Source organism: Paenibacillus pinistramenti, assembly GCF_005869875.1.
In the GTDB taxonomy this organism is placed as follows: Bacteria; Bacillota; Bacilli; order Paenibacillales; family Paenibacillaceae; genus Fontibacillus; species Fontibacillus pinistramenti.
Window position 1 is genome coordinate 34,246 of sequence record NZ_VAWG01000010.1, and the last position, 12,933, is coordinate 47,178.

The window sequence follows — 12,933 nt, forward strand, 5'->3', positions numbered from 1 at the left end:
GAGCGGAAACAGCAGTGTTTCCGCTCTTTATGCATAATGAGTGCTTTTCCTTGAATTGCAGAATATAAAATTTAAGGGTGCGGAGGAACGAACCATGAATAAAAAAAGTGTTCGCGATGTAGAAGTAACAGGTAAGCGCGTATTTGTGCGCGTGGATTTTAACGTGCCGCTCGAAAATGGAAAAATTACGGACGACACCCGGATCCGTGAAACGCTGCCAACGATCAAATATTTGATCGAGAATGGCGCTAAAGTCATTCTTGCGAGCCACCTGGGCCGTCCAAAAGGCGAAGTTAACGAGTCCATGCGTCTGACTGCTCCGGCAGAACGTTTGGCCGAGCTGCTTGGCAAACCGGTTGCCAAAGCGGACGAAGCTGTAGGCGAAGCCGTGAAAGCCAAAATCGCCGAACTGAACAATGGCGATGTGCTTGTTCTTGAGAACGTGCGCTTCTATCCAGGCGAAGAGAAGAACGATCCTGAACTCGCGAAGCAGTTTGCAGAGCTTGCCGATCTGTTCGTTAACGACGCTTTCGGTGCTGCTCACCGCGCACATGCTTCCACAGAAGGTATCGCTCATTATCTGCCAGCCGTTTCCGGTCTTTTGATGGAGAAAGAATTATCCGTTCTGGGTAAAGCTTTGTCCAATCCTGACCGTCCTTTCACTGCAATTATCGGCGGCTCCAAGGTTAAAGACAAAATTGACGTAATCGACAATCTGCTGAACCTTGCGGACAACGTGCTGATTGGCGGCGGCTTGTCCTACACCTTCTTCAAAGCTCAAGGCTATGAAATCGGTCTGTCCCTGTGCGACGATTCCAAGCTGGACGTTGCTCTGGGCTTCATCGAGAAAGCCAAGAAACTCGGCAAGAACTTCCTGCTTCCTGTTGACTGCGTGATCGCTGACGACTTTAAAGCAGATGCAAATCAAGATATCGTCGACATTGACGGCATTCCTCAAGGCTGGGAAGGCGTGGACATCGGTCCTAAGACACGCGCCATGTACGCAGACGTTATTAAGAACTCCAAGCTGGTTGTTTGGAACGGTCCTATGGGCGTATTCGAAATTGATCCTTTTGCAGGCGGTACCCGTGAAGTTGCAGAAGCTTGCGCAACGACTGAAGGTTACACCATCATCGGCGGCGGTGACTCCGCAGCGGCAGCTGAGAAATTCCATTTGGCTGACAAAATGGACCACATCTCTACTGGCGGCGGCGCTTCCCTGGAATTCATGGAAGGCAAAGCTCTTCCTGGCGTAGTGGCTCTGAACGACAAGTAAGATTTTTGGTGCAGAGGCATCAAGAATTTAAGAAGAACACTGGAGGTTTAACGGCATGAGAACACCAATTATTGCAGGGAACTGGAAAATGTTCAAAACGGTTTCCGAAGCAAAAACGTTCTTTGAAGAAATTAAGGGCAAAGCGGAAGTAGCCGGCGTGGAAAGCGTCATCTGCGCTCCGTTTACGAACCTCCCGGCCTTGGTGGAAGCGGCTAACGGAACTTCCATCAAGATCGGTGCCCAGAATCTTCACTTCGAAGACGAAGGCGCATTTACCGGCGAAATCAGCGGCAAAATGCTGCAGGAGCTCGGTGTTGATTACGTCATCATCGGGCACTCCGAACGCCGCGCTTATTTTGGCGAAACAGACGAAATCGTGAACAAGAAAGTTCACGCTGCATTTAAATACGGCATTACCCCGATTCCATGCGTAGGCGAGAAGCTTGAAGAGCGTGAAGCAGGCCAAACCAAAGAAGTGGTTAAAGTGCAGACTGAAGCTGCTCTTCAAGGTCTGACTGCAGAACAAGCAGCTCAAGTGGTTATCGCATATGAGCCAATCTGGGCAATCGGCACAGGCAAATCTTCCACTGCACAGGATGCAAACGAAGTAATCGCCTATATCCGCAGCCTGGTGGATGGATTGTACGGCTCCGAAACGGCCGGCAAAGTCCGCATCCAGTATGGCGGCAGCGTGAAGCCTGAAAATGTGAAGGAATACATGAGCGAAAGCGACATCGACGGCGCGCTCGTAGGCGGCGCAAGCTTGCAGCCTGCTTCCTACATCGCTCTGGTTGAGGGGGCCAAGTAAGATGGCTGGGAATGTACCTAGACCCGTAGCTCTAATCATCATGGACGGTTTTGGTCTTCGGAATACGGTGGAAGGCAACGCGGTTGCCCAAGCTAATAAACCGAACTATGACCGTTACCTGAAAGAATATCCAAATACCACTTTGACTGCTTGCGGTGAAGCGGTAGGTTTACCGGAAGGCCAAATGGGCAACTCTGAGGTTGGTCACCTGAATATCGGTGCAGGCCGCATTGTTTATCAGGATTTGACCCGGATTTCGAAATCCATTCGCGAAGGCGAATTCTTCGAGAACTCGACCTTGGTTGAAGCCGTGCGTTCCGCTAAGAAGAACGGCAAAAAGCTGCACCTGTACGGTTTGCTGTCCGACGGCGGCGTACATGCGCACATCAATCATTTGTTTGCGATGCTGGAGCTGGCCAAGAAAGAAGATATGCACGACGTGTATATCCACGCTTTCCTTGACGGCCGGGACGTAGCTCCGGACAGCGGTGAAGGCTACCTGAACCAGCTGATCAAGAAGATCGAAGAAATCGGCATCGGCAAAATTGCAACGCTCTCTGGTCGTTACTATTCCATGGACCGCGACAAACGCTGGGATCGCGTAGAGAAATCCTACCGTGCAATCGTGTACGGCGAAGGCCCTCATTATACAGATCCGGTTCAAGCGGTTAAAGATTCTTACAGCAACGACGTGTTTGACGAATTCATGGTACCGACTGTTATCGTTGACGGACAAGGCAATCCGGTTGGTTCCGTAGAATCCGGCGATTCCGTTGTGTTCCTGAACTTCCGTCCGGACCGTGCGATTCAGCTGTCCCAAGTCTTTACCAACCTGGACTTCCGCGGCTTTGAACGTGGACCGAAATTCCCTGAAGGCCTGCATTTCGTATGCTTGACGCTGTTCAGCGAAACGGTTGGGGGATACGTGGCTTACGAGCCTAAGAACCTGGATAACACGCTGGGCGAAGTGCTTGTGCAGAATAACAAGAAACAGCTTCGTATTGCCGAAACGGAAAAATACCCTCACGTAACGTTCTTCTTCAGCGGCGGACGTGATGTGGAGCTTCCGGGCGAAACCCGTATTCTCATCAACTCGCCGAAGGTTGCTACTTATGACCTTCAGCCTGAAATGAGTGCTTACGAAGTAGCGGCTGCAGCCGTGAAGGAAATCGAAGAAGAGAACTTTGATACCATCATTCTGAACTTCGCTAACCCTGACATGGTTGGACACTCCGGTATGCTGGAGCCGACAATCAAGGCGGTTGAAGTTACGGATGAATGCGTAGGCAAAGTCGTGGATGCCGTTGTGTCTAAAGGCGGCGTAGCGATTATTATCGCCGACCACGGCAACGCGGATATGGTATTTGACGAGAACGGCCGTCCGTTTACCGCTCATACCACCAACCCGGTTCCATTTATCGTAACTTCCCATGACGTAGTTCTTCGTGAACACGGCATTTTGGCTGACGTTGCGCCAACCATCCTCGATTTGATGCAGCTGCCTAAACCTGCTGAAATGACAGGGCAATCGATGATCGCCAGCCGGAAATAACGCTTTTGCCTGGGGCTGCATGCCTCAAGCAAGCTGCTTACTTGCGAACGCTAGCCTAAATGCGGTAAGCTTCTGCACAGAGAAGTTTTACCAGCTTGTTTCTATCACCAAATGATCTTGAAAAGGAGAATACTCAAAATGACTATTATTTCTGACGTATACGCACGCGAAGTCCTTGACTCCCGCGGCAACCCAACTGTAGAAGTTGAAGTTTATCTGGAATCCGGCGCTATCGGCCGCGCTATCGTACCATCCGGCGCTTCCACTGGTGCTCACGAAGCGGTTGAGCTTCGCGACGACGACAAATCCCGTTACCTGGGCAAAGGTGTTCTGAAAGCCGTTGCCAACGTTAACGACATCATTGCTCCAGAAGTGATCGGTATGGACGCTTTGGACCAGCTCGGCATCGACAAAATGATGATCGCTCTGGACGGAACTCCAAACAAAGGCAAACTGGGCGCTAACGCAATCCTGGCTGTATCCATGGCCGTAGCCCGCGCTGCTGCTGACGCTTTGGACCTGCCTCTGTATGTTTACCTGGGCGGATTCAACGCTAAGCAACTGCCAGTTCCTATGATGAACATCGTTAACGGCGGCGCTCATGCCGACAACAACGTTGACGTTCAAGAATTCATGGTATTGCCAGTAGGCGCACCAAGCTTCAAAGAAGCACTTCGCATGGGTGCTGAAATCTTCCACAACCTGAAATCCGTACTGAAAGGCAAAGGCCTGAACACTGCAGTTGGCGACGAAGGCGGCTTTGCTCCTAACTTCACTTCCAACGAAGACGCTTTGTCTTCCATCATCGAAGCGATTGAAAAAGCGGGTTACACACCTGGTAAAGACGTATTCCTCGGTATGGACGTTGCTTCCACTGAGTTCTTCAAAGACGGCAAATACCATCTTGAAGGCGAAGGCAAATCCTTCACTTCCGCTGAATTCGTTGACCTGCTCGCTTCTTGGGTAGACAAATACCCAATCATCACTATCGAAGATGGCTGCTCCGAAGACGACTGGGAAGGCTGGAAGCTGCTTACTGAGAAACTGGGCAACAAAATCCAATTGGTTGGTGACGACCTGTTCGTAACGAACACTGAGCGTCTGGCTAAAGGGATCGAAGACGGCATCGGTAACTCCATCCTGATCAAAGTAAACCAAATCGGTACTTTGACTGAAACGTTCGACGCTATTGAAATGGCTAAACGCGCTGGATACACAGCTGTTGTATCCCACCGTTCCGGTGAGTCCGAAGACAGCACAATCGCTGACATCGCGGTTGCTACTAACTCTGGCCAAATCAAAACAGGCGCACCTTCCCGTACTGACCGTATTGCGAAGTACAACCAATTGCTCCGCATCGAAGACCAATTGGGTGAGCTGGCTCAATACAACGGCTTGACATCCTTCTACAACCTGAAGAAATAATAGCAACAGCCATGAATCCCCCGGTGCTTCCTTACGCCGGGGGATTTTTATATCTGTCCATAAAAATGGCAAAACGGTGTCAATTGGTATACAATGACAGCAGAGAGAGCCATACGTCCAACTCATTTTCGAAGGAGGCAACGGTATGAGACACTTGTTTCAGCTAAACGCCGTCTGGAACGGCGGCCGCAACAGCGAAGGAACAATTGAGACCGGCAACTTGAAGACAGAGATCTCCATTCCGGAGCCTATGGGCGGACCGGGAACGGGTACGAACCCGGATGAAATGCTCTTAGGCGCTGCGGCAACCTGTTATTTGATCACCCTGGCGGCAGCGCTGGAAAGATCGGGGATTGAGACGGAAAGCCTGACCTTGAATTCAGAAGGAACGGTGGATGTTACCAACAATATTTTTACCTATGAAAGGATTGTGCACCGCCCGCATATTGTGCTTAAGGCCGGCACGAGTGAAAGGGATGTGGAACGGGCGAGATTGATTGCAGGGAAGTCGGAAGGCGCCTGCATGATTTCGCGGGCGTTATCGGGGAACGTTGGGCTTTCTACCGAGCCTGAAATTGAGGTGGCAGCTGCAAGAGCAGCTCAATAAATAGCGGATAAAAAAAGGAAAAGGCTGCAGTGGATCTGCAGCCTTTTAGAGTGCCTTCAGGAAGCGCCGTGCCATACACTGAATTACGGCGCGGACAGCCGGGTAGTGCTCCTAGAAAAAAGAGATTAAGAGATTAAGAGATTAGAGCAAGTGCCCCTCTTAAGCCTGCTGAAGCCCGAAGGCCTCCGCTACGAGGCGGTAGGAACGGAGCCGGGCTTCCAGATCATAGATCGGGGAGACGAGCAGCAGCTCATCGGCCTGATATTCTTCGGCCAGCTGCTCGAGCCCCAGCTTGACCTGCTCCGGCGTACCGATGACCCGTTTCTCCTTGGCGGCCTGCAGCCGGGCCAGGTCGTAAGGCGTGTACGGGTAATCCTTGGCGGTCTGCACGGACGGCAGGTAGCCTAGCTCCATGCCGGTTTCCAGCGCCAGGAAGTAGAGGCTGACGCTTGAGGACAGCTCAAGCGCCTCCGCCTCGGACTCGGCGCAGATGACCATGACGGCGGCGAGGGCCTTCGGCTCCGGTTCCATGAGCGACGGTGTGAACCGTTCGCGGTACATCCGGACCGAATCCGAGCCGCCGGCCGTGCCGAAGAACTGCGCGAACGCATACGACGCGCCGGCTTCGGCAGCCAGTCCAGCGGTGCCGCCGCTGGACCCGAGCAGCCACAGCTCCGGTGCCGTAGGCACGGACGGGGCTGCCAGCAGGCCCGGGAAGCGGTGATCGGCCGGTACGGCGTCATTCAGGTACGCAATCAGGTCTACGACCTGCTGCGGATAAATGTCGCCGTGATGATACCGGCCTTCCTGCAGCGCCCGGGTGGACAAGGGGCGGCCGCCCGGGGCACGGCCGATCCCGAGATCGATCCGGCCGGGGTACAGCGCCTCAAGCAGGCGGAAATTCTCCGCCACTTTATAGGCGCTGTAGTGCGGCAGCATGATGCCGCCGGAGCCTACCCGGATCCGCTTGGTGTGCGAAGCCAGATGAGCGATCAGCACCTCGGGGCTGGAGTGGGCGAGACTGCGCGAGCTGTGATGCTCGGATACCCAGTACCGGTGGTAGCCGAGGCGGTCCGCCTCTTCTGCCAGCCGGGTGGTATCGGCTAAAGCCTGGACAGCATTGCTGCCTTCATTTATATGCGATTGGTCGAGGACGCCTAATCTTTTTAACATAAGTCAATCACCTCATCCTTCACTTTATCAAAGTTCGTTATCGATGGCAAAATTCAATCGTTCGATTGAATATGTGGCCATGTACAAATTTAGTTTCATTCTAGTCTAGCTGAAGCTTGACAAAAGCCTTGTTTTCAGTAAGCAGGCTGTGATAAGATAATAGTGATGTTTAGTTTTGTCTCAATGGTTAGATTTTAAAATGATTATAGATGCGGCCAGTCTTAGGAGGTGGATTGAATGGATATTCTGTTTAAAATTCTGCTTGTTATCTTTTCCATCGGTTTGATTACGATCGTTCTTCTTCAGAAGGGCAAGAGCGCAGGTCTTTCCGGTGCCATCTCCGGAGGTGCGGAGCATCTTTTCGGTAAAACGAAAGCACGCGGCATGGAATTGGTATTGGAACGTACGACTATTGTAATGGCTGCGGGATTCTTTATTGCCGCTATCGTCGTTGCGGTTCTTGAATAGTTTGTGAATAGGATAAAAGCCTTCGATCTCTACGGATTGAAGGCTTTTTTTGATGCTGCTGCGGCGTACACGTTCTGATATGTAGTAAAAGTTATTTCTCGCCTTGCTTGGAGCTGGACAGGCTGCAGGCTGCCTGAAGGAGCAGCAGTTCATTGAGCTTGTTGTATCCCTGGAACAGACCTGCCTTGATCTCTCCCGCCGCTTGTCTGCTTGCGGTAGTATGTTCAGCGACAAGGAGCATTTTGGCTGTAATCCTGAGGAACCGTTCCTGGATCTCCGATATTTCCAGGGGTGAGCCGGCCATGTCTTTGCCCGTGTCCATGCTCATGCCTGCGCCGGAAAGCTCAGTGTACTGCATCTTGGACTGCCCCTTCTGAGGATCATCCTTGCTGCACGTCAAATTCAGGTTCGCGGAATCCAGACAGCCGATGATTTCCTGGCAGAGCTGCCGGGTTTCGCGGATCTCTTGTTCAAGCTCTGTACTCCAGTCTTGCAGCAGATCTATCGCCGAATGCAGCTCATGGGCAGCGGCATTTGCTTTGGCGTGAAGCTTAGCGCAGGCAAGGCTTTTTCGATTCCAGACGGCATTCCTTCTCTCGGTTCTTAACGCATTAATGCCAAATACGACAGTGAGAAGAAGGGCTCCGCTCAGAAGGGGCAGCGTGCTGCTGATGTGAGCAAGGGTGGAGGACAGATGAAAAAGCCAGGCGCTCAAGGTAATGCCGATCACCCAGATTCCCTGATACACCATGAGCCGGAGACTGGAGTATAGGGAGAGCAGGGCAATGTTCATATAGAGAAGCAGGTAATTGGCCATACAAAAATGCTGAAGCAGTTCATACAGAGCCATAAGGGAGAGCAGAGTGGCCACGACGTACTTGATGAAGGGAAGGTTAATTTTGTGGTAGTACATCACGACCGGCACGCTGCAGCAGGCCCCGCCCGCCAGAAAGACGGCAAGCAGCAGGGGATTTTCCTCGGGAAGCATGGGGTCTCTAAGCACAATCAGGATCAGCACTACCCAGACAAAAAGCGCAAACATACCATCCCGGCTTTGAAAAAATGCAAAACGGTTCACAGCCTCACCCTTTCGTTAAGTTTAAAGGTAAATTATCCCTACACTTATAATTATCGGGGATTATCCCCCTATTATTTATACAGAAAAATGAATACATAGCCAGCTGCGGAACGAAAGGGATGCAAGGGGTTAATTTCGTGTATACTAGGTTATATACAGGAAGAAGAAAATAATGGAATCGCAATTAATTACGGCTTCTGCAATGGACGGGGCTTTCGAGGTGAAATAATGATAACGGAAACAATGCTGCTTGATTTTATGCGGGAGACCGCTTACAAGCCGATGACTTATCAGGAGCTTGAGGAACATTTTCAAATATCCGGAGCCGCCGAGTTCAAGGAGTTTCTGAAGCTGCTTAACCATCTGGAGCAGAGCGGGAAAATCGTGCTGACCCGTACGCAGCGCTACGGGGTGCCGGAACGGATGGATTTGCTGCGCGGGCGGCTGCAGGTGCACGCCAAGGGCTTTGCTTTTCTGATTCCGGAGAACAGGGAGCATCCTGATGTATATATCCATGCGAATGATTTAAAAAGCGCGATGAACGGCGACACGGTGCTCATCCGGGTGAACAGCAAGGGCCCGGCGGAGGGTCGGCTTGAGGGCGAGGTTGTCCGGATTGTGACCCGCGCAGTGACGCAGGTGGTCGGCGTGTTCCAGCACCACGAGACGTTTGGTTTTGTGGTGCCGGATGATAAGCGGATTAACCGGGATATTTTTATTGCCCAGGAAAAGATGGGCGGAGCCGCGAACGGCGACAAGGTTGTCGCGCGCATCGTGTCCTATCCGGAAGGACGTGCGGCAGCCACGGGTGAAGTGGTAGAGATCCTTGGCCATAAGGACGATCCGGGCGTCGACATTTTGTCCATTATCCGCAAACACCAGCTGCCGGAGGAATTCCCTGAGGACGTGATGGAGGAAGCAGCGGCAGTGCCGGATACGATCGAACAGGACGAAATCGTGCGCCAGGGGCGCCGCGATCTGCGGGACCGCGTCATTGTCACGATTGACGGTGAGGATGCGAAGGACCTGGACGATGCCGTTAACGTGGAACGCCTGGAGAACGGCAACTACCGGCTGGGCGTGCATATCGCCGATGTCGGCTATTATGTGCGGGAGAACTCGCGTCTGGATCAGGAAGCCTATAACCGGGGCTGCAGCGTTTATTTGGTGGACCGGGTGATTCCGATGCTGCCGCACCGTTTGTCCAACGGGATCTGCAGCTTGAATCCGAAGGTGGACCGGTTTACGCTGTCCTGCGATATGGAGTTTGACGACCAGATGCACGTTGTGAAGCATGATATCTACACCAGCGTGATCCGGACGAAGGAACGGATGACCTATACCAATGTCCGGAAGATCCTGCAGGAAGAAGATCCCGAGGTAACGGAGCGCTACAGCGATCTGGTGGATACCTTTAAAAATATGCGCGACCTGGCGCTGCGCCTGCGCAGCAAGCGGATGAAGCGGGGCGCGGTCGACTTCGATTTTGAGGAATCGAAGGTCATTGTGGATGAATCCGGCAAGCCGGTAGATATCGTCAAGCGTGAACGCTCGATCGCCGAGCAGATTATCGAGGAGTTTATGCTGGCGGCCAACGAGACGGTGGCGGAGCATTTTCACTGGCTGAAGGTGCCGTTCATCTACCGGATTCACGAGGACCCGGATCCGGAGAAGCTGATGAACTTCATGGCGTTTATCGCGAATTTCGGCTATACGGTCCGCGGCAAAGGCAACAAGGTGCATCCGCGCGCACTGCAGACGCTGCTGGAGGACATCGACGGGACGAAGGAGCAGACGGTCATCAGCACGATGCTGCTCCGGTCGATGAAGCAGGCGAAATACGATGCGGAGAGCACCGGTCACTTTGGCCTTGCGGCAGAGTATTATACGCACTTCACCTCACCGATCCGTCGCTATCCCGATCTGGTCATTCACCGGGTGATCCGTGAGGTTATTGAAAGCGGAGGCGCTTTATCTGATGAGCGCCAGGAATACCTGGCAAGCCGCATGTCCGACATTGCGCAGCAGTCGTCTGAACGGGAGCGTCTGGCTGTCGACGCGGAGCGCGACACCGAGCAGCTGAAGAAAGCTGAATTTATGCTGGACAAGGTCGGCGAAGAATTTACCGGCATGATCAGCAGCGTAACGAGCTTCGGGATGTTCATCGAGCTGGATAATACGGTGGAAGGCCTTATCCGGCTGAGCGCGATGACCGACGATTATTATCATTTCCATGAGCAGCACATGGCGCTGATCGGCGAGCGCACGTCGCGGATCTTCCGGATCGGCGACGAGGTCAAGATCCGCGTGGCGCGCGTGAACATGGACGACCACACCATCGACTTCGAGCTGGTGGACATGAAGCCGCGGCGCCGTGAACGCGGCGGGGAATTGCCGCTGGACGACGGCTTCGGCCGCAGCGGAAGAAAAGGCAGCCGCGGCAAGAAGGGCGCGGCTGGCGGGTTTGCTGCCGGCGGCGGCAAAGGCAAAGCCGGCGGGGCAGGTGCTGCTGCCGGCGGCAAAGGCAAAGCCGGCAAAGGCAAGGGCAAGACGCGCGGCGATGCGCGCGGCGTGTTCGGCAGCCCGGACGCGCGGAGCGGTCCGGGCGCCGGGGAGCCGCCGGAAGCAGGCGGCTCACGGGGCCGCCGCCGGGGCGGAGCCGGCGGCGGGTTTGAAGCCGCGGCCGGGGAACGGGGCCGCGGCGAGGGCGCGAAGCCCGAAGCGGGTGCCGGAGGCGGCATCAGCTTCGGCTTCGGCTCGGGCAAGGGCGGCTATGCGAATGGCTCGCCGCACGGATTCACCCGCGGCGGCGACAGCGGCCGCGGCTACGATAGCGGCGGTGGCGGAGGCAAACGCCGCAAGAAGACGTCCGCCAGCGGCATCTTTAACGCTGGCGGGGCGGGAGACGCCGCCGGTTCTGGCGGTGCAAGCGCTAGCACCGGCGGCAAGAAGCGCAAGAAGAATAAAGGCGGCGGCAAAGGCGCTGCCAAGAACGCTGCCGCAGCATTTGTGCGGAAGAAGAAATAAGTAAGCGGGCAGCTTAATTCCGGGCTGCGGGCTCTGCTCCCGCAGCCTTGATTTTGCCTGCTGCTGTTGTTACAATTGAGTTCTGAGGTTTTTGTGAGGCTTTTGCGAGGCTTTATGAGGTTTGCCGAGTAGGTTATTTTTGATTAAGGGAGTGAGCACATGGGTAAGAAGACGACAGAAGGGAAAGTGTTGGCCCAGAACAAGAAAGCTTCCCATGACTACTTCATCGAAGATACGTATGAGGCGGGCATGGTGCTGACGGGTACGGAGATCAAATCCCTGCGGATGGCACGCGCGAACATCAATGATGCTTTTGCCACGATCCGGAATGGAGAAATCCACGTTCACAACATGCACATCAGCCCTTTTGAACAGGGCAACCGCAGTAATCCGGCTGATCCCACTCGTGCACGCAAACTGCTCATGCACAAATCACAGATCAACAAGCTGCTGGGGCAGTCCAAGCAGGAAGGTTATACGATTGTACCGCTTAAGGTTTATGTGCGGAACGGGTATGCCAAGCTGCTGCTCGGTCTCGGCAAAGGTAAGAAGCAGTTCGACAAGCGTGAGTCTGCCGCGAAGAAGGATGCGCAGCGCGATATTCAGCGTGCATTGAAGGAACGCCAGAAGGTAGCGCGTTAACGGCATTCGCTTGGTCGCTTGGATACCTCGCTTATCATTGAAAAGGCAGTTTATCTGCCAATTAGCAGGATTTATCGGCAGTTCCAGCAATCTGGCCTTTCATCTGCGCCAGGCTGTGATATAATAATTGATGTACCGTTGATATAGCATTTATGCTATACAACAACGCTTGTCCTTCTTTTATGGAGGGAAGAACAGGCGGTTGCTTCCTGGAGCTTCGGCATCCGATTTGATCCGGAAGACACCCTTTTGCAGAAACGGTCCACCCATCATAGGATGGCTGGGGTAAGCCGCTTCTCCTTTTACGGGGGCGTTTTTGGATTCGACGGGGGTTGTTCGAGCATGGGTAGCGGGTAGTGGGGACGCGTCCACTTCATCAACGCTAAAGCCTATTAAACGGCAAACAACAATCTAACTACGCTCTCGCAGCTTAATAACCTGCAGACGTGCTCTCGCTCTGCATCGCCCATGTGCCGGGATGAGGGCTCAACTTTAGTGGGATACGCTGTCTAGTCTCCGCCTGCGGCTAGCTGAAGAAGACAACCAGGCTGACCCAAAGGGAATCCGGTGACGGGGAGTTCCTAGGGTGACATCAAAACTGTCACTACACCCGTAGAAGCCTATGTGGCGTTGCCTTCGGACAGGGGTTCGACTCCCCTCGCCTCCATATGAGTATCAGAAAAGCGACCTTAACAGGTCGCTTTTCTGCGTTTCAAGTGTAAATAATACTACTATTTTTTCAATCCACAGATATTCATCTGACATAATAAGAATACCAATATCGTGAGTTGACTTCAATAGCATTATAATTTATAGCTTTACACTGTATCTTTGTTAAAGTACAATAAAGCAAGAAAATTCCAATTTAATTGAAGAG

Annotated in this window: 10 protein-coding genes and 1 other RNA gene; 9 read left to right on the forward strand and 2 right to left on the reverse strand. The window is 53.3% G+C overall.

Annotated elements, in window-relative coordinates:
- Positions 1 to 94: 94 nt before the first annotated feature.
- The 5 genes from FCN15_RS12690 to FCN15_RS12710 all read left to right on the forward strand — a co-directional run bounded on the left by FCN15_RS12690 (position 95) and on the right by FCN15_RS12710 (position 5,668).
- The gene (locus FCN15_RS12690) at positions 95 to 1,276 is read left to right on the forward strand and encodes a phosphoglycerate kinase (RefSeq protein WP_138495364.1); all 1,182 of its coding nucleotides are present in this window, start codon (positions 95 to 97) and stop codon (positions 1,274 to 1,276) included.
- Between the two features lie 55 nt (positions 1,277 to 1,331).
- Positions 1,332 to 2,084 (forward strand): triose-phosphate isomerase, encoded by a 753-nt coding sequence (gene tpiA, locus FCN15_RS12695; protein WP_138495365.1) that lies wholly within the window; start codon positions 1,332 to 1,334, stop codon positions 2,082 to 2,084.
- 1 nt (position 2,085) lies between these two features.
- Complete coding sequence (gene gpmI, locus FCN15_RS12700; RefSeq protein WP_138495366.1) at positions 2,086 to 3,636, forward strand: 2,3-bisphosphoglycerate-independent phosphoglycerate mutase; 1,551 nt, start codon at positions 2,086 to 2,088, stop codon at positions 3,634 to 3,636.
- Between the two features lie 138 nt (positions 3,637 to 3,774).
- Positions 3,775 to 5,061, forward strand: coding sequence for a phosphopyruvate hydratase (gene eno / locus FCN15_RS12705; RefSeq protein ID WP_138495367.1), 1,287 nt, complete (start codon positions 3,775 to 3,777; stop codon positions 5,059 to 5,061).
- Positions 5,062 to 5,206: 145 nt separating this feature from the next.
- Entirely contained in the window at positions 5,207 to 5,668 is a 462-nt protein-coding gene (locus FCN15_RS12710) for an OsmC family protein (RefSeq protein WP_138495368.1), read from the forward strand.
- Positions 5,669 to 5,827: 159 nt separating this feature from the next.
- Here the strand turns inward: FCN15_RS12710 and FCN15_RS12715 are convergent, their stop codons facing one another.
- The gene (locus tag FCN15_RS12715) at positions 5,828 to 6,841 is read right to left on the reverse strand and encodes an LLM class flavin-dependent oxidoreductase (protein ID WP_138495369.1); all 1,014 of its coding nucleotides are present in this window, start codon (positions 6,839 to 6,841) and stop codon (positions 5,828 to 5,830) included.
- A gap of 237 nt (positions 6,842 to 7,078) precedes the next feature.
- Here FCN15_RS12715 and secG point away from each other — a divergent pair, with 237 nt between their 5' ends.
- A complete protein-coding gene (gene secG / locus FCN15_RS12720; RefSeq protein WP_138495370.1) occupies positions 7,079 to 7,309 on the forward strand; it encodes a preprotein translocase subunit SecG in 231 nt (76 codons plus the stop codon).
- Positions 7,310 to 7,400: 91 nt separating this feature from the next.
- On the opposite strand, the gene FCN15_RS12725 is transcribed toward secG, so the two are convergent.
- Complete coding sequence (locus FCN15_RS12725) at positions 7,401 to 8,387, reverse strand: hypothetical protein (protein ID WP_138495371.1); 987 nt, start codon at positions 8,385 to 8,387, stop codon at positions 7,401 to 7,403.
- A gap of 228 nt (positions 8,388 to 8,615) precedes the next feature.
- Between FCN15_RS12725 and rnr the strand changes: the two genes are divergently transcribed.
- The 3 genes from rnr (at position 8,616) to ssrA (ending at position 12,726) form a co-directional block, all read left to right on the forward strand.
- Positions 8,616 to 11,414 carry a ribonuclease R gene (rnr, locus tag FCN15_RS12730; RefSeq protein ID WP_138495372.1) on the forward strand — a complete coding sequence of 933 codons (2,799 nt, stop codon included), beginning with the start codon at positions 8,616 to 8,618 and terminating at the stop codon, positions 11,412 to 11,414.
- Positions 11,415 to 11,573: 159 nt separating this feature from the next.
- On the forward strand, positions 11,574 to 12,056 hold the full coding sequence (smpB, locus tag FCN15_RS12735) for an SsrA-binding protein SmpB (RefSeq protein WP_138495373.1): 483 nt from the start codon (positions 11,574 to 11,576) through the stop codon (positions 12,054 to 12,056).
- Between the two features lie 306 nt (positions 12,057 to 12,362).
- Positions 12,363 to 12,726, forward strand: a transfer-messenger RNA (tmRNA) gene (gene ssrA / locus FCN15_RS12740).
- Positions 12,727 to 12,933: the final 207 nt, after the last annotated feature.